This window comes from Thermodesulfobacterium geofontis OPF15, assembly GCF_000215975.1.
In the GTDB taxonomy this organism is placed as follows: domain Bacteria; phylum Desulfobacterota; class Thermodesulfobacteria; order Thermodesulfobacteriales; family Thermodesulfobacteriaceae; genus Thermodesulfobacterium; species Thermodesulfobacterium geofontis.
Genome location: NC_015682.1, coordinates 192196 through 209389 on the forward strand (window position 1 = coordinate 192196; position 17194 = coordinate 209389).

20 protein-coding genes are annotated in these 17194 nt (G+C 30.0%); 12 read left to right on the forward strand and 8 right to left on the reverse strand.

Going from position 1 to position 17194, the window contains the following annotated elements:
- The first annotated feature begins 87 nt into the window (after window positions 1-87).
- A complete protein-coding gene (gene hslV / locus TOPB45_RS01035) occupies window positions 88-615 on the forward strand; it encodes an ATP-dependent protease subunit HslV (protein WP_041430274.1) in 528 nt (175 codons plus the stop codon).
- Complete coding sequence (gene hslU / locus TOPB45_RS01040) at window positions 612-1937, forward strand: ATP-dependent protease ATPase subunit HslU (protein WP_013909017.1); 1326 nt, start codon at window positions 612-614, stop codon at window positions 1935-1937. The genes hslV and hslU overlap by 4 nt, the downstream gene beginning before the upstream one ends.
- On the opposite strand, the gene rimO is transcribed toward hslU, so the two are convergent.
- From rimO to TOPB45_RS01060, 4 genes are read right to left on the reverse strand one after another with little or no spacing between them, the layout of a single operon-like run.
- Entirely contained in the window at window positions 1934-3193 is a 1260-nt protein-coding gene (gene rimO / locus TOPB45_RS01045) for a 30S ribosomal protein S12 methylthiotransferase RimO (RefSeq protein ID WP_013909018.1), read from the reverse strand. The genes hslU and rimO overlap by 4 nt on opposite strands.
- Window positions 3193-3561, reverse strand: coding sequence for an aspartate 1-decarboxylase (gene panD / locus TOPB45_RS01050; RefSeq protein ID WP_013909019.1), 369 nt, complete (start codon window positions 3559-3561; stop codon window positions 3193-3195). The genes rimO and panD overlap by 1 nt, the downstream gene beginning before the upstream one ends.
- Window positions 3562-3563: 2 nt before the next feature.
- Window positions 3564-4412: a pantoate--beta-alanine ligase gene (gene panC / locus TOPB45_RS01055; protein ID WP_013909020.1), complete on the reverse strand. Its 849-nt coding sequence runs from the start codon at window positions 4410-4412 to the stop codon at window positions 3564-3566.
- 3 nt (window positions 4413-4415) lie between these two features.
- Window positions 4416-5270, reverse strand: coding sequence for a L,D-transpeptidase family protein (locus tag TOPB45_RS01060; RefSeq protein ID WP_013909021.1), 855 nt, complete (start codon window positions 5268-5270; stop codon window positions 4416-4418).
- Between the two features lie 46 nt (window positions 5271-5316).
- On the opposite strand from TOPB45_RS01060, the gene TOPB45_RS01065 reads away from it, so the two are divergent.
- Window positions 5317-5709: a secondary thiamine-phosphate synthase enzyme YjbQ gene (locus tag TOPB45_RS01065; RefSeq protein WP_013909022.1), complete on the forward strand. Its 393-nt coding sequence runs from the start codon at window positions 5317-5319 to the stop codon at window positions 5707-5709.
- Between the two features lie 5 nt (window positions 5710-5714).
- A complete protein-coding gene (locus TOPB45_RS08475) occupies window positions 5715-6473 on the forward strand; it encodes a tetratricopeptide repeat protein (protein ID WP_013909023.1) in 759 nt (252 codons plus the stop codon).
- Here the strand turns inward: TOPB45_RS08475 and TOPB45_RS01075 are convergent.
- On the reverse strand, window positions 6470-8107 hold the full coding sequence (locus tag TOPB45_RS01075) for a 2-isopropylmalate synthase (RefSeq protein ID WP_013909024.1): 1638 nt from the start codon (window positions 8105-8107) through the stop codon (window positions 6470-6472). The two genes, TOPB45_RS08475 and TOPB45_RS01075, sit on opposite strands and share 4 nt — an antisense overlap.
- A gap of 138 nt (window positions 8108-8245) precedes the next feature.
- On the opposite strand from TOPB45_RS01075, the gene TOPB45_RS01080 reads away from it, so the two are divergent.
- Window positions 8246-9352: a 3-deoxy-7-phosphoheptulonate synthase gene (locus TOPB45_RS01080; RefSeq protein WP_013909025.1), complete on the forward strand. Its 1107-nt coding sequence runs from the start codon at window positions 8246-8248 to the stop codon at window positions 9350-9352.
- Window positions 9353-9355: 3 nt separating this feature from the next.
- Here TOPB45_RS01080 and TOPB45_RS01085 read toward each other — a convergent pair whose 3' ends face one another.
- Genes TOPB45_RS01085 through TOPB45_RS01095 form a run of 3 tightly spaced genes read right to left on the reverse strand, consistent with a single transcriptional unit; the run spans window position 9356 to window position 10397 of the window.
- The gene (locus TOPB45_RS01085; RefSeq protein WP_013909026.1) at window positions 9356-9949 is read right to left on the reverse strand and encodes a DJ-1/PfpI family protein; all 594 of its coding nucleotides are present in this window, start codon (window positions 9947-9949) and stop codon (window positions 9356-9358) included.
- Window positions 9950-9964: 15 nt separating this feature from the next.
- Window positions 9965-10153 (reverse strand): hypothetical protein, encoded by a 189-nt coding sequence (locus tag TOPB45_RS01090; protein WP_013909027.1) that lies wholly within the window; start codon window positions 10151-10153, stop codon window positions 9965-9967.
- A complete protein-coding gene (locus tag TOPB45_RS01095) occupies window positions 10143-10397 on the reverse strand; it encodes a hypothetical protein (RefSeq protein ID WP_013909028.1) in 255 nt (84 codons plus the stop codon). The genes TOPB45_RS01090 and TOPB45_RS01095 overlap by 11 nt, the downstream gene beginning before the upstream one ends.
- Before the next feature lie 144 nt (window positions 10398-10541).
- Between TOPB45_RS01095 and TOPB45_RS01100 the strand changes: the two genes are divergently transcribed.
- From TOPB45_RS01100 to TOPB45_RS01130, 7 genes are read left to right on the forward strand one after another with little or no spacing between them, the layout of a single operon-like run.
- On the forward strand, window positions 10542-11906 hold the full coding sequence (locus tag TOPB45_RS01100; protein ID WP_013909029.1) for a phosphomannomutase/phosphoglucomutase: 1365 nt from the start codon (window positions 10542-10544) through the stop codon (window positions 11904-11906).
- 1 nt (window position 11907) lies between these two features.
- Window positions 11908-12222 carry a DUF721 domain-containing protein gene (locus TOPB45_RS01105; protein WP_013909030.1) on the forward strand — a complete coding sequence of 105 codons (315 nt, stop codon included), beginning with the start codon at window positions 11908-11910 and terminating at the stop codon, window positions 12220-12222.
- A 7-nt stretch (window positions 12223-12229) separates the two neighbouring features.
- A complete protein-coding gene (locus TOPB45_RS01110) occupies window positions 12230-12781 on the forward strand; it encodes an HD domain-containing protein (RefSeq protein ID WP_013909031.1) in 552 nt (183 codons plus the stop codon).
- Window positions 12774-13700 carry a malate dehydrogenase gene (gene mdh / locus TOPB45_RS01115; protein ID WP_013909032.1) on the forward strand — a complete coding sequence of 309 codons (927 nt, stop codon included), beginning with the start codon at window positions 12774-12776 and terminating at the stop codon, window positions 13698-13700. Before TOPB45_RS01110 ends, mdh begins: the two co-directional genes overlap by 8 nt.
- Before the next feature lie 4 nt (window positions 13701-13704).
- A complete protein-coding gene (mutL, locus tag TOPB45_RS01120) occupies window positions 13705-15378 on the forward strand; it encodes a DNA mismatch repair endonuclease MutL (RefSeq protein ID WP_013909033.1) in 1674 nt (557 codons plus the stop codon).
- A gap of 10 nt (window positions 15379-15388) precedes the next feature.
- Window positions 15389-16303 carry a tRNA (adenosine(37)-N6)-dimethylallyltransferase MiaA gene (gene miaA, locus TOPB45_RS01125; protein WP_013909034.1) on the forward strand — a complete coding sequence of 305 codons (915 nt, stop codon included), beginning with the start codon at window positions 15389-15391 and terminating at the stop codon, window positions 16301-16303.
- Between the two features lie 9 nt (window positions 16304-16312).
- On the forward strand, window positions 16313-17194 hold the full coding sequence (locus tag TOPB45_RS01130) for a YicC/YloC family endoribonuclease (RefSeq protein WP_013909035.1): 882 nt from the start codon (window positions 16313-16315) through the stop codon (window positions 17192-17194).

Sequence of the window (17194 nt, forward strand, 5' to 3'; positions counted from 1 at the left end):
TTAAACTCTTAATTATTATAAAATATTATTTAATTTTTCAAAAATCAAGGACTTTTTAATTTTTTGAATTATGGTATAACTTATAACATGTTTAAAGGAACTACGGTAATTGCTGTAAAAAGAGATGGAAAAGTTGCAATGGCAGGAGATGGACAAGTTACCTTGGGAAATACTATAATAAAACATAAAGCTAAGAAAATAAGAAAACTCTATAAGGGAAAGGTATTAGCTGGTTTTGCTGGTGCAACAGCTGATGCCCTTACTCTTTTTGAAAGATTAGAAAAAAAGCTTGAAGCCTATAGTGGACAACTTTTGAGAGCTGCTGTAGAACTTGCCAAAGATTGGAGAACTGATAAGGCTTTGAGAAGATTGGAAGCTTTCCTTATTGCATGTGATAGTGAACATATGCTTATTATTTCAGGTGCAGGAGATGTGGTGGAACCTGATGAAGATGTAGTTGCTATAGGATCTGGTGGACCAATGGCTCTTGCAGCTGCTAAAGCTTTATTAAGACATACAAATTTTTCTGCTAAAGAAATTGCTGAAATTTCAATAAAAATCGCAGGTGAAATCTGTATATATACTAATTCTGAGATCATAGTTGAGGAGTTATGAACTATAAAGAACTTACACCAAGAGAAATAGTAGAAGAGTTAAATCGTTATATAATAGGGCAAGAAAAAGCTAAAAAGGCTGTTGCTATCGCAATGAGAAATCGTTGGAGAAGGCAGCAAATTAAAGGTCCTTTAAAAGAGGAAATTTATCCTAAAAATATTCTTATGATTGGTCCAACAGGAGTTGGAAAAACTGAGATTGCAAGAAGGCTTGCCAAGCTTTCAAATTCACCCTTTTTAAAAGTTGAAGCAACTAAATTCACTGAAGTAGGATATGTGGGAAGAGATGTAGAATCTATGATAAGAGATTTAACTCATATTGCAGTACAAATGGTAAAAGCTGAGGAAGAAAAAAAAGTTTTTGAAAAGGCAAGAAAAAATGCTGAAGAACGTTTAGTAGAACTTCTTATTCCTACTTCTTCCTCTAAAGTGGAGTATGATCCCTTAACTAAAGAAAAATTTTTAAAAATGCTAAGAGATGGTGTCTTAGATGAAAGATATGTAGAAATTGAAATTGAACCTATCCAAAAAACACCTGCTATAGAAATTTTTGCAGCATCAGGTTTAGAAGAAATTGAAATGCAGTTAAGGGATATGCTTTCTACTTTTCTTCCTTTTAGAACCAAAAAAAGAAAAGTCAAAGTAAAAGAAGCTTTAGAAATTTTAACTAAAGAAGAGGCTAATAAATTAATAGATATGGATAAAGTAATAAGAGAAGCTATCTATAGAACCGAAACAAGTGGTATCATTTTTATTGATGAAATAGACAAAATTGCAAGTAGAGGAGAAACTCACGGTCCTGATGTATCAAGAGAAGGAGTTCAAAGGGATCTTTTACCTATTGTTGAGGGAACAACTGTAAATACACGCTACGGAATGGTTAGAACCGATTATATTTTATTTATAGGAAGTGGGGCATTCCATATGTCCAAACCATCTGATCTTATTCCTGAACTTCAAGGAAGGTTTCCTATAAGGGTTGAGCTTGACCCCTTAACCAAGGATGATTTTGTAAGAATATTAACTGAACCGGAAAATGCTATTATAAAACAATATCAAGCGCTTTTAGAAACAGAAGGAGTAGAATTAGAATTTACTAAGGAAGCTATAGAAGAAATGGCAAGAATTGCTTATGAAATAAATGAAAAAATGGAAAATATTGGTGCAAGAAGACTTTATACGGTAGTAGAAAAAGTATTAGAAGATATATCTTTTTCTGCACCAGATATTGCCCCAACAAAAGTAGTTATTACTCCTGAATATGTAAGAGAAAAATTAGAGAATATTGTTTCAGATGTAGAATTGATTAAATTTATTCTTTAAATAATTTCTCCCCAAAGATCGTAAAAATTAGCTTTTTTTATTCTAACTTTTACTAAATCGCCTGGGTAAATCAATTTTTTATTTAAATAAAGATAGGTTATTCCGTCTATTTCTGGAGCTTGAATTTTAGCTATCCCAAAAAACTTTCCTTTTAAATCTTCTCCCAAAACCAAAACTTCTTCCTCTTTACCAATTCTTGTTTCTAATCTTTTTTTAGAAATTTCTCTTTGAATTTTCATTATTTCTTTTTTTCTTTTTATTTTTTCTCTATAAGGAACTTTGGGCAAAAGTGTTTCAGCTACAGTTCCTTCTTCTTGATAAAAAATAAAAACTCCAAGGTGATCAAATTCTACTTCTTTTATGAAGTCACAAAGGGTTAGAAATTCCTTTTCTCCTTCTCCTGGAAAACCTACTATTATAGAAGTTCTTATAGCTGAAAAAGGATTAATTCCTCTTATATAAGTTATTATTTCCTTAATTTTTTCTATATTTACAGGTCTTCTCATCTTTCTTAAAATTTCAGGATGAACATGTTGAATAGGGATATCAAAATAGGGAACTACCTTAGGATTAAGAAGCATTTCTTTAACAAATTTTTTATTAATATTAGCTGGATGAAGATAAAGGAGTCTTATTCTAAAATTATAGGGAAGTTCTGATAAAATAGAGACAAGTTTCAATAAACCTTCTTTTTCTCCTCTATCTTTTCCATAAGAAGTAATATCTTGAGCAACTAAAATTATTTCTTTTACCCCTTTTTTTAAAAGGTTTTCAGCTTCTTTTAAAATTTCTTCTAAGGGTCTACTTCTTAAAGGACCTCTTATTTTGGGAATAGTACAATAGGAGCATTTATAATTACATCCCTCTGAAATTTTTAAATATGCATAAAAGGGACTTTCAGTAAGAATTCTTTCAAGAGGTTCTTTTTTGATAAATTTTTTAAAAGGCTCTATTCCAAGAAAATCATCTACTTCTGGCAAAAGTTTTTTTAATACCTCTTTTCCATACCTTGCAGTTAAGCATCCAGAAACAATTAATTTTTGGGTATCTCTTTTTTTCTCTCCTAATTCTAAAATATTTTCTATTGCCTCTTCAACTGCTGGTCTTATAAATGCACAGGTATTTATCCAAATAATATCTGCTTCTTCAGGAGAAAGGACTATTTGATACTTCTTTTTAGATAATACATATAAAAGTTTTTCAAAATCAGCTTTATTTTTAGGACAACCAAGACTTACAGGATAGACTTTTAACATTAAAAATTATGAGAACTTAATTTTATTTTTTTTATTTCATTTTTTTCTGTTAGATAAACTAAATAGGTTTTAAAATTTCTAATTTCTTCTTCTGTTACCCAAGCATAGGAAACAATAATTATTTTATCTCCTATCTCCCCAAGTCTTGCAGCTGCTCCATTTAAGACTACTTCACCTTTATTTCCTTCTAATAAATAGGTCTCAAATCTCTTTCCATTATTAAGATTATATATCCAAACAGCTTCAAAGGGCTTTAGATTAGCTTTTTCCATTATTTCTTTATCAAGAGTGAGGCTTCCTTCATAAAAAAGATTTTTCCCTGTAACAGTTGCTAAATGAATTTTACTTTTCAAAAGTTTTATAAACATTTTTATTCTGGATTTATAAGCATATTGTCTATTAATCTTGCCTTTCCCACAAAAACAGCTAAAGCGCAAACAACAGGTTTTTCTATTTTTTCAACAGGCTCAAGAGTTAAAGGATCAACAAATTCAATATACTGAACTTTAGTAAAAGGGAAGGAGTGAATAAAGTCTTCTAATTTCTTTTTAAGATTTTGAGAATTTCTTTCTCCATCTTTTATAAGTTCTTGAGCAAGAAGAAGAGCTTTATAAAGAGTGCTTGCAGATTCCCTTTCTTCTGAAGATAAATATATATTTCTTGAACTCATAGCAAGACCATCCTTTTCTCTTACAGTAGGATGGGCTATAATCTCTATATCCAAATTTAAATCCTTTACCATTTGTCTTACTACTTGAAGCTGTTGATAATCTTTTTCTCCAAAAATAGCTATATCAGGATTAATAATGTTAAAAAGTTTTAAAACTACTGTAGTTACTCCTTTAAAATGTCCTGGTCTAAAAGCACCACATAGTCCAGTAGTTAGTTTAGTAACCTCAACATAGGTTTGAAAATCGGAAGGATACATTTCTTCAGTTTTTGGAACAAAAACTACATCAACTTCTTCTTTTTCAAGAAGAGCTAAATCTCTTTCTAAATCCCTTGGATATTCTTTAAAATCTTCCTTAGGACCGAATTGTAAAGGATTGACAAATATACTTACTACAGTTTTATCCCCCAACTCTTTTGCTTTTCTTATCAAAGAAAGATGCGCTTCATGTAAAAAGCCCATAGTAGGGACAAAAGAAATTTTATACCCTTCTTTTTTCCAAATCTTACTAATTTTTTTCATTTTGGTAATTTCTTTTACAACTTCCATTTTTTATATTTCAAGTTGTTTATAAGGCTTTAAAAGATTTTCCAAATTTTCTATAAAAAGCTTTTTAAAATCTTCTTCTTCTGGGATATTACCGCTTTCATCACTTTCTATTTTTTCTTTCAGAGCACCTCTAACCCATTTTTTAATAACCAATTTTTTAGATCCCTGATAATTTTCTAAAAGATAAAAATTAATATAGGTATCTTCATTCAATTTTAAATATAACTCACCCTCAAAAATTTCAAAAGGTTTTATTTTTGTAGGATAGACAAATTTTTTAAGGATATCAAAAAACTTTTTTTGAGAATTTAAAATAAAAACTTTTTGCCCATTTTTAACATATTTCAAAAGTTCTAATAAATCTTTGTCATTTAAAGCTATACAACCTTTAGTCCAATGGTAATTCTTATAAAGTTTACCATCTCTTTTTTCCCACTTAAAGGCTCCTCCTCCATGAATACCAATTTTTCCTCCAAGTAAACTATCTTCCACAATTTCTTTATTTTCAAGCATATTTATCCATTTTATAAATTTTTCTTTTTCTATTATTCCCTTATAGTAAGCTAAAGCCAAATCATTAAGGTTGGGATAGTTAAGTTCAAGAAAATATTTGTATTCTGAAGGTTTTATGTTAATTATTTTGAAAACCCCTTCCGGAGTCAAAAAATCTCCCCTTTTTTCTTTAGGAAGCACGCTTTCTAAACCAAAGCCTATTTCATATTTTGCTATTATTTTTTCTTTTTCTCTAATTTCCAAAAATTTTTTGCTTTTATCAATAAAGATAATAGTTTCTGCTTTTAAATAGGAAAATGAAAAAATTATTAAGTAAAAAGAAAAAATGGCTAAAAATTTTTTCATTTTTAATCTTGACTTTAAGGATTTTTATAAATATTATTAAAATTTAATGGAGATAATTACAATTACAATAAAATCGAGTAAAAAGGAAGAATTGATAGATATTACTCAAGAAATTGAAAAGGTATTACCTTCTAAGGATGGAATTTGTATTGTATATGTTCCTCATACTACAGCAGGAATAATTGTAAATGAAGGAGCTGATCCTTCGGTAAAGGAGGATATTTTAAATATTTTTGATAAAATGGCTCCTCAAAATTTTAGCTATAAACATCTTGAAGGAAATTCTCCTGGGCATGTAAAATCAAGTCTTACAGGACCTTCTTTAATTTTAATTGTAGAAAAGGGAAAACTTATTCTTGGTACCTGGCAGAGGGTATTTTTTGCAGAATATGACGGTCCGAGAACAAGAAAAGTATATATAAAATTCATAGAGGGATGAGACCTATGAAACTAAAATTTTTAATCCCTTTTGTAATTTTAGTTTTAATTTTATTTTCTTGTAGAGCTCAAAAAGAATATTATTCAGAAAAAGCTGCTTCTCACAAGGAAATTGCCAAAGTTTACATTAAGGAAAATCGCTATACTGAAGCCCTAAATGAGCTTGAATTAGCTAAGAGTGCTGACAAATGTGATCCAGAGATATATAATCTTCTTGGACTTGTTTATATGGGAAAAAATGAATATTTAAAGGCTGAAGAGAATTTAAAGGAGGCTATTAGATTAGATCCTAATTTTTCTGAAGCTTATAATAATTTAGGTTCTCTTCAAATGTTACAAGGGAAATATAAAGAAGCAATAGAGTATTTTAATAAAGCTTTAGAAAACCCATATTATGTAAATTCTTTTATTGCTCGTACTAATCTTGGTTGGGCTTATTATCAACTTAAAGACAAGGATAAAGCTATATCTACTCTTCTTTCCGCTTTTAGAGAAAATCCTCGTTATCCTAAAACTTTGATTTATTTAGGATTAATATATTTAAATGAGGGAGATCTTAATTCAGCAGAATTTTATTTTCAACAAGCTTTAAAATTGGACAAAACCTCTGGGGAAGCAAGATATTATCTTGGAGAAATTTATTTTAAGAAAGGAGATAAAACCAAAGCAGAAGAATTATGGCAATCTATAATTTATTTAAGCCCTGACAGTGAATGGGCAAATAAAGCAACACAGAGGCTCTTTTTATTAAAAAGGACCTCTTAATTCTTAAAAGAAAGCACCTTCTTTTTTAATTCCTCCCCCTTTTCTTTTAAAACTTCTAAACGGTTTAAAGCTTTAAGAAAGGCTTTCAGACTTGCAATTACTATATCTCCGTCTTTTCCAAGACCTGCAGTTCTTAATCCTTTTTCATCTTCAATAATTAAACCACAAACACCCTCTGCTGATGTTCCTCCACTAAGCGCGCTTATATGGAAATCTATTAGATTTAAAAATTCTTTTCCTTCTTTTTTATCAAAAGAATAACCTAAGGCTTCTGCCACTGCTTTATAAGCTGCATCAATAGGACCGACTCCAAGTCCAATAGAGACTTTTTTTCCTTCTCTTTTGTCCTCTATCTCTACTTGAGCAATAGGTTTTAGAGAGCTACTATAAACACTTATAACTTGTGAAGAAACAAGATGGTATCTATATTCTTTTTCCCAGAATAGATCTATTAGAATGCCTTCTAAATATTCATCATCTATTTTTTTAAGTATATCCTTTAATTCTGTACGGAATTTCTCAAAAATTTGACTTAACACTTCGTCATCAAATTGCCAGCCCTTACTTCTCAATTTAAATCCTATAGCATGTCTTCCAGAGTGTTTCCCAAGAACTATTGCTGAACCTGTCCATCCTACATCTTCTGGATTAATAATCTCATACGTTGATCTTTCGCAAATTATTCCATGTTGATGAATACCAGATTCATGAGCAAAGGCATTTGTTCCAACAATAGCTTTATTAGGTTGAACAAACATCCCGGTATATTTAGAAACAAGCTGACTTGTAGGAACAATTTTTTTTGTATTTATATTAATTTGAAGAGGATATCCCAATTCTTTTTCAAAAAAATCCTTTCTTGTTTTAAGAGTCATAATAATTTCTTCTAAAGCTGCATTCCCTGCTCTTTCCCCAATTCCATTTATGGTTCCTTCCACTTGAGTCGCTCCAGCTAAAATAGCTGAAAGTGAATTAGCCACTGCTAAACCAAGATCATTATGACAATGAACTGAAATTCTTAAGCTACCATTTTTAAGTTCCTCTTCATAACCTGCCAAAATAAGTTTTTCTATTAAAAATTTGATAAGATTATAGTATTCGTGAGGAACTGTATATCCAACTGTATCAGGAATATTGATAGTTTTTGCTCCTACTTTAACTACTTCTAAAACCACCTTAGCTAAATATTCCCAATCACTGCGAGTAGCATCTTCTGCTGAAAATTCTACATCTGGACAAAAAGAAAGTGCATATTTAACTGCCTCTTTTGCTATTTCTAAAACTTCTTCCCTGCTTTTTTTGAGTTTATATTTTAGATGAATATCTGAAGTAGCAATAAAAGTATGTATTCTTGGAAATTCAGCTTCTTTTAAAGCCTCCCAAGCAACTTCTATATCTTTTTTATTTGCTCTTGCAAGTGCAGCAATAGTTACCCCTTTAATTTCTTTGGCAAGAGTTTTTACTGCCTCAAAATCTCCGGGTGAGGTGATAGGAAACCCTCCTTCAATAACATCTATGCCAAGTTCTGCAAGAGCTCTTCCTATTTCTATTTTTTGCTTTAAGTTTAAAGAAACACCAGGAGATTGCTCTCCATCTCTTAAAGTAGTATCAAAAAAGATTATTCTTGGATTCAAAAAGTTCCTCCTTTATTTATTATTTTTTTTAATTTTAACCTATTTTAAAACTTTTCCAATTAGAAGTAAAGACTTGCAAAAATTGAAATTTGATATTTATTGAATTTAATAATCAAAATAAAAAAGGGGGGTTAAGTAATGATTATTATTATGGAAGCTCATATTACCAAAGAAAGTCCCGAATTTCAATCTTTAATGACTTATTTGGAACGATTTCCCCATTTACAGGTAAAAGTTATGGAACATAAAGGGGTTACCCGAAATCTTCTCGAAATTCATCTTATAGGGGAAGACTATATGATTTCCCAAGAAGAAATAGAAAGTTTACCTGGTGTTGAAAAAGCTATAAGAGTCACAGCTAAATATAGGTTAATTGGAAGACATGGTTTACTAAGTGATTTGGGATTTGAGTATAAGGGAATCCAATTTAATCAAGATTCTTTTCATATCTTTGCTGGTCTTTGTGCAGTTGATACTTATGAGAATGCAGAAAAAGTTTTTAAAGCCTTAAAAGAAAATAATGTGTGCTGTGCTCGTATGGGAGCTTATAAACCAAGAACTTCTCCTTATGATTTCCAAGGACATGGTAAGGATTGCCTTCCTTGGCTTTTTGATTTAGCAGGAAAATATGGAATTAAAATAATTGTAATGGAGGTTCTTTCTCCTCATCATATAGATGAAATAAGAGAAGCTCTTGAATTAACCGGAAATCCTTGCGGAATAATTTTGCAAATAGGAACAAGAAACGCCCAGAATTTTGAATTATTAAAAGCAGTAGGTAAACAGAAAGAATTTCCTATTTTATATAAAAGGGGATATGGACTTGCTTTAGAAGAAAGCCTTATGGCAGCTGAATATATTGCCTCAGAAGGTAATACTAAAATTATTTTTTGTCTAAGAGGTGTAAGAACTCATTTAGGAGATCCTCACAGAAATTTAACTGATTTTGCTCATGTTCCGGTAGTTAAAAGACTTACAAGACTCCCTGTATGTATTGATCCATCTCATCCTATTGGTACGAGAATAAAATCTTCAGATGGGATAAGAGATATTTATCATGTTACTGCTCAAGGTGTAATAGCTGGTGCTAATGCAATATTAGTTGAATTTCATCCAGAACCTGATAAGGCACTCTGTGATGGACCACAAGCTATTCCACTTTCTGAACTTCCTATTTATTTAGATTATGTTTATAAAGTAAGAGAAACCTATTTAGAATTAAAAAAAATAGTAAATCGAAATTAAATTTCATTTTTTAGCTTTTAAAAGTTTTATTATAATTTTAGCAAATTCCTCTGCGGCTTGCGGACCAGAAGCTGTAACTATATTTCCGTCAACTTCAACTGGTTTTCCTGTATAATGTGCTCCTTTTCTTTCCAAATTCTTTCCCTCTTCTGCCCAACAAGTTGCTTTCTTCCCTTTCAAAACTCCAGCTTCAGCTAATATTCTTGGAGCAATGCAAATAGCTGCAAGGATTTTATTCTTGGAAACCGCTTCTTTTGCTATTTTATGGGCTATAGAATTATTAAAATATTCTTTAGCACCTACTCCTCCTACAAAAACTATAGCATCATATTCATCTACTTTAACCTGATCAATTAAAATTTGGGGTGTAACTACAGCACCAAGCATACCTTTAGCTGGTTTTAAAGAAGTTCCCGCTATAACCACACTATAACCCTCTTTTTCAAAAAGCTTCTTAGGAATTAACAATTCTTCATCCCTAAAATTTTGTGAAGCAATAATCATTAAAATTTTTTTATCACTTTTAGATAAACCTATAGAAAAACTAATTAAAATTATAAAAATTAAACCCAAAAAAATTTTTGAAATTCTCTCCATTTTAATTCCCCCTTTTTATTTATTATCTTTCTCTTTTTTCATCAAAGGTTTTAACCACTTAAAAAGAGGTTCTGAGACCTCGGAATATCCTTTTATTTTAATTAAATAATATTTCTCTGGCTCCCTCTGAATGGCATAAATTTCTTTTTTTGACACAAAATGAGAATCTTCAATTAAATTATAAAAATAGCTATCAATTCCCATAAAACCATCTAAAAGATGAGTAAAGGTATGTAATAAAAGTTTTATAACCCTCTTCTTCTAAATCATTTATAAAAAAAGAAAATAGGGTATCAAAAAATTTAATATCATCTCCTCTAAGAATTTCTGAGAATTCTATTTTGTCATAATAAAGTAATTCATATTTATCTAAAAAAGACTTTATATGAGTTTTAGCTTTTTCTTTTGAATCAGCTTTAACTAAAATCCAATGTTCAAAGACTTTCACAATTTTATTTTATATCCCTTTAACCCTTTTTCAACTTTTCGCACTTCGTAAGTGAGATAAATTAGAATTATTTTAATTTGTATGGGTTTTTATTTAGCAGGTTTAGTTTATAATTAAATAAATTTTAAGTAGGAGAGGATTACTATGAAAATAAGCCCTTATATTTTTAGGGAATATGATATTAGAGGAAAAGTTGGAGAAGATTTTACTGAGGAAGTAGTTAAAGAAATTGGAAAAGCCTACGGAACAATTATCAGAAGAAAGGGAGGAAGAAAAATTTGTTGCGGAAGAGATGGAAGACTCTCCTCTTCCTCTTTACAAGAAGCACTTATTGAGGGGATTTTATCAACTGGAATTGAAGTAATAAATATAGGAATTTGTCCTACACCTGTAATGTATTTCTCTCTTTTTGCTTTTGAAGATTCTGATGGGGGAATCCAAGTTACAGGTTCACATAATCCCCCAGAATTTAATGGTTTAAAAATCTGTGTAGGAAAGGATACCATCTTTGGACCCCAAATTCAAGAAATAAGAAAAATTATTGAAAAAAAGGATTATGAAAAAGGAAATGGAAAAATTGAAGAAAGAGAGATTTTAAACAAATATATAGATTATGTTTGCAATAATATAGAATTAAAAAGACCATTAAAAGTGGTTTTAGACCCAGGAAATGGAGTTTGTAGTTTAACAGCTCCTGAAATTTTTAAAAGGCTCGGTTGTGAGGTAGAATGCCTTTTTTGTGAAATAGACGGAACCTTCCCTAATCACTTTCCTGATCCTGTTGTTCCTGAAAATCTAAAATGGCTTAAAGATAAGGTTTTAAAAGGTGGATATGAAGTAGGTTTTGGATACGATGGAGATGGAGATAGGTTAGGAGTTATTGATGAAAAAGGAAATATTATTTGGGGAGACCAGCTTTTAATCATTCTTGCTAAGGATTTATTAAAAAAATATCCAGGAGCAAAAATAATAGGAGAAGTTAAATGCTCCAGAACCTTGTACGAAACAATAGCTAAACTTGGAGGAATACCAATAATGTGGAAAACAGGTCATTCTCTTATTAAAAATAAAATGAAAGAAGAAAAGGCACTTCTTGCAGGAGAAATGAGTGGACACATCTTTTTTGCAGATAAATGGTTCGGATTTGATGACGGAGTATATGCTTCTTTAAGACTTATTGAAATCTTATCTCAAAATAATATCCCTCTTTCTGAATATTTAAAAGATATTCCCAAGATGTATTCTACACCTGAAATAAGAAAGGAATGCCCAGATGAAGTAAAATTTAAAGTAGTTGAAAGATTAATAAAAAAATTTAAAAATGAAGGCTTAAATGTGATTGATGTTGATGGAGCAAGAATTGAATTTAAGGAAGGATGGGCTTTAGTAAGAGCCTCAAATACACAACCAGTTCTTGTTTTAAGATTTGAAGCAGAAACAGAAGAATTTTTAAAAAGATTGCAGGATATAGTTTATAAATCCTTAGAGGAAATTCTTAAAGAGGTATAGAATGTTTTCCTTTAAAGAAATTCTTAAAGAATTAAACCTTCCTCCAGAAGTTAAAAAAAGTATAATTGCTCTTGAATTAGCTCAAAAAAACTGGGAAAAAGTTATTCATCCAGACTTTTTCAAAAAAACAAAACCTTACTCCTTTAACCATGGAACTTTGGTTATTGAAGTACCAAATCATTACTATCTTCAAATTCTTTCTTCTCAAGCTTTAGAAATTCTTGAAAGACTTGAAAGTTTTGCTCCTTCAGATTTAAAACCTCTTTTTAAAAATTTGAAATTTATTATTAATCCATCCTTGGAAAAGGAAACTTAAAAATTAGATGGATCCTCTTGAAATTATTGAAAAATATTATTCTGATAAAGCAAGACTTAAGGAAGTTTTAATAAAGCACTCTTCTGCTGTAGCTAAAAAGGCATTAGAAATTGCCAAAAAATTTAAAGATGTAGATAAAGATTTTATTTATTCTGCAGCTATGCTTCATGATATAGGAATAATTTTTACCTATATCCCAAAACTTAATCCAGAAGGAAAATATCCTTATATTGCTCATGGATATTTAGGGAGAATGCTTCTTGAAAAAGAAGGTCTTCCAAAGCATGCTCTTGTATGTGAAAGACATATAGGAGTGGGAATAACTAAAGAAGAAATCGTAAAGAAAAAATTACCCCTTCCTGAAAGAGATATGGTGCCTATTACTTTAGAAGAAAAAATTATTGCCTTTGCAGATAAATTTTTTTCTAAACATCCTGATGGAAGTGTAAGAGAGAAATCTGTAGATGAAATTATTAATGATCTAAGAAATTATGGAGAAGAAAAAGTAGAAATTTTTAAAGCTTGGCTCAAATTATTTGAAGGGGGAGAAAATGGCTAAATTATCTATTATTGGTGCAGGAGCAGTAGGAACAAGCTGTGCAAATTGGGCTATGGTTAAAAACCTGGCAGAGGAAATAGTGTTAGTGGATATTGTGCCTGATCTTGCAAAAGGTAAAGCCTTAGATTTAGCTCAGAGTAATCCTCTTTTTGGAAGGTCTTGTAAAATCTGGGGAACTGAAGATTTTTCAAGTATTAAAGATTCTCAAGTGGTAGTTATTGCTGCTGGAAAACCAAGACAACCAGGCATGTCAAGAGAAGACCTTTTAAATATAAATAAAGAAATTGTTAAATCTTGTGCAGAAAAAATAAAAGAATTTGCCAAAGATAGCATTGTTATAGTTGTTTCTAATCCCCTTGATGCTATGGTTTATGTAGCTTATAAGATAACTAATTTCCCAAAAAATAGAGTTATAGGTATGGCTGGAGTACTTGATTCAGCAAGGTATCGCTATTTTATAGCTGAAGCATGTGGTGTTTCTCCAAAAGATGTTCAAGCCTTAGTAATGGGTGTTCATGGAGATTTAATGCTTCCCTTAGTAAGACTTGCCAATGTTTCTGGAATACCTATTACAGAACTTTTACCTCAAGAAAAAATAGAAGAAATAGTTAAAAGAACTAAAATTGGTGGAGCAGAAATAGTATCTTATTTAAAAACAGGAAGTGCTTTTATCACACCTGGGCTTTCTATTGTTGAAATGATAGAAAGTATTTTGAAAGATGAAAAAAGGGTTTTAACTTGCTCAGTTTATTTAGAAGGAGAATACGGAATAAAAGGAGTATTTTTAGGAGTCCCTGTTATTCTTGGAAAAAACGGAGTAGAAAAAATTATAGAAATAAAGCTTCTTCCAGAAGAAAAGGCTGTTTTAAAAGAATGTGAAAACTTTTGTAAAAAACTTATCAGCCTTTTAAATATTTAATTTTATGCCTAAAATTCAAATTCTTCCTGAAGAAATTAGATCAAAAATAGCTGCAGGAGAAATTGTAGAAAGACCTGCATCAGTGGTAAAGGAATTAATAGAAAATGCCTTTGATGCAAAAGCAAGTTTTATTAAGATAAATTTAAGAGAAGGCGGAATTAAGGAAGTTTCTGTTTATGATGACGGAGAAGGTATAGAGCCAGAGGATTTAAAAATTTGTTATAAACACTTTGCTACAAGTAAAATAAAAACCCTCTCAGATATATTTAAAATTGTCACCTTTGGCTTTAGAGGGGAGGCTTTAGCAAGTATTTCTCAAGTTTCTAAAATGACTATTTTAAGTAAACATGCAGATTATGATTCTGCCTATGAAATTAGAGTAGAATTTGGTAAAGAAATTTATTTTAAGCCAGCTCATTTAAGTAAAGGAACTTTAGTAAAAGTAGAGGATCTCTTTTTAAATTTGCCTGCAAGAAAAGCCTTTTTAAAAACTCCAAGGACTGAAACTTTTAAAATAATGGAAATTATAAGAGGATTAAGCCTTTGCTCTCCTGAAACTAAATACCAAGTAAAAAGTATAGAAGAAAATAAAGAAAATACTCTTTTTTTCTGGGAAGGAGGAAATGAAAGGGAGCTTCTTAGCTATATAATTGGATTAGAAAAATCTTTTTTTAAAGAATTACTTTTAGAACACCCTCCTTATTCAATTTTTTTACTTCTTACAGATACTTCCAAAACTTTTTCTCATACAAAATATCTCTATTTTCTGATTAATAAAAGATGGATAAAAGATGAGAAATTAACTAAAATGATTATAAATGCTCTAAAACCTTTTTATGGAAATCTGGGGTTTCCTGCAGGAATTATCTCTATAAAAGCTCCTTATCATCTTGTTGATGTTAATGTGCATCCTGCTAAATGGGAAATAAGATTTAAAGATGAAAAAACACTATTCCTTGCCTTAAATAAAGCTTTAGAAGAGTTTTTTAACAAAAAAACTTTTTACTATGAAAGAGAAAAACATTCCTTCTCTCAACAAATAAAAGAGGATATACCCTTAGATTATCCTCAAGAAGTTTCTCCCTTTCATTTAGAAAGAAAATCTTTATTTATTTCTTCAGATTTTAAAAAACCTTCCCATAAATATTTGGGAACTTTTTTAAATACTTATCTTTTAGTAGAAAAGGAAGAAAACCTTTACATAATTGATCAACACGCTCTTTCAGAAAGAATAATATATGAAGATTTAAAAAGAAATTTTTCTAAATGTCTTTCTCAAGAATTGTTAATTCCGATATTACTGAATATTTCATGCGATCCTTCAGAATTTGAGGAAAAAAGAAAAATTTTACATTCTATGGGATTTGAACTTGGATTTTTAGAAAATAACAAAATTATTTTAAAAAAAATCCCCTCTATTTTTAAGATAGATATAAAAGATATCTTGGAAAAAGTTTTAGAAGAACCTTTTTCCGATTTAGAAGAATTAAAACTTGAGGTTTTAAGAAGATATGCTTGTTTACTTGCAAGAAAGAAGGGAGATCTTCTTTCTGAAAGGGAAATAGATTTTTTGATTGAAAAGTTTTTTTCTGAAAATCTTCAAACCTGTCCTCACGGAAGACCTATCTACATAAAATTATCTTTAAAGGATATAGAAAAAGATTTAAGAAGGAGATAAAAAGTTAGAAGTGAAAAAGGTTATTGCTATAGTCGGACCAACAGGAGTTGGAAAATCAGAACTTGCTGTATTTTTAGGAGAAAAACTAAATGGAGAAATAGTAAATTTTGATTCCTTACAATTTTATAAAGAATTAAATATAGGAACTGCAAAACCCGGAGAAGAAGAAAGAAAAAGAGTTCCTCATCATTTATATGATTTACTTGAGCTTGATGAAGAATTTAATGCAGCTAAATTTGTAGAAATAGCTGATAATTTAATAAAGGAAATTTGGGAAAGAGGGAAAATTCCCATTCTTGTTGGAGGTACAGGTCTTTATTTAAGAGCCTTTGAATATGGACTATTTTCTATAGAGGTGCCAAAAGAAATAAGAGGAACTTTAAGAAAAAGGGCAGATCAAGATTTATCCTCTCTTTATGAAGAGTTAAAAAGGCTTGATCCAGAATATGCTCAAAAAATTTCACCCAAAGATAAAGTAAGAATTACAAGGGCTTTAGAAGTTATATATACCTCAGGTAAGCCCATATCTTACTTTCATAAAGAAAATCCCTTCTTTGGAAAAAAAAGATATAACCTTATAAAAATTGGCTTAATCCTTCCAAGAAAAGAACTTTATGAAAAAATTAATCTCCGTGTAATTAAAATGATTGAAAAAGGATGGATTGAAGAAGTTAAAAAACTTTTAGAAAAAGGATATTCTCCTAAACTAAAACCCTTTAAAGCCATAGGATATAAATACATTATTCAATATTTACAAGGAAAAATATCCTTAGAAAAGGCCATAGAACTTATTCAGAGAGATACGAGACGTTATGCTAAAAGACAGCTTACTTGGTTTAAAAAAGAGCCTGATATATATTGGTTTAATCCTGATGAAAAAGAAAGGATTCTAAATTTTTTAAAAGAAAAATTAGCTACAAATTGAGGGATTTTTATGGAAAGCATGACTGGATTTGGGAAAGGTGTTTTTCAATCTGATAATTATACTATAACTGTTTATGCAAAAAGCCTAAATTCAAAATACTTAGATATTTCCCTTAAACTTCCAAAAAGATATACTTTTTTGGAAGAGAGAATTAGAAAATTTGTTTCTCAAGAATTTAAAAGAGGAAAAATTGAAATCCAAGTCAAATGTGTAGGAACTGATCTTAGCCAAAAAGAAGTATTAATTGATATAGAACTTGCAAGAAACCTAAAAACATCTCTTACTCGTTTAAAATCTGAACTTGGTTTTGAAGATCCTTTAACTTTTTCTGATTTTTTAAAATTTAGAGAATATCTTCTTTTAGAAGAAAAAGAAGAAGAACTTGATAAACTTTGGGAAGAAATATATCCTCCTCTAAATGAAGCTTTGAAAGCTCTTAAAGCTTCTCGCTTAAAAGAGGGAGAAAATCTAAAAAATGTTTTAAAAATCTATTTAGAAAAATTAAAAGATGAGACATTACAAATTGAAAAATTGAAAGAAAAAGCTATAAAAGATAGCAAAGAAAAGTTAAAAGGTAGGATTGATAAACTTTTTAAAGAATTTAATCTTCGTGAAATAGATGAAAATAGATTTTATCAAGAATTGGTTTATCTTTTAGATAAAATTGATTTTACCGAAGAACTTGATAGACTTAAAGTACACATTTTCCATTTTGAAAACACTATGGAAGAAGAGGATTGCGGTAAAAAGCTTGATTTTATTTGCCAAGAGATGTTTAGAGAAATAAACACCCTATCTAATAAAGCACAATCTTCTGAAATTTCTATTATAGCAGTTAAAATTAAAGAACTTATAGAAAAATTAAGGGAACAAATACAGAACATTGCTTGA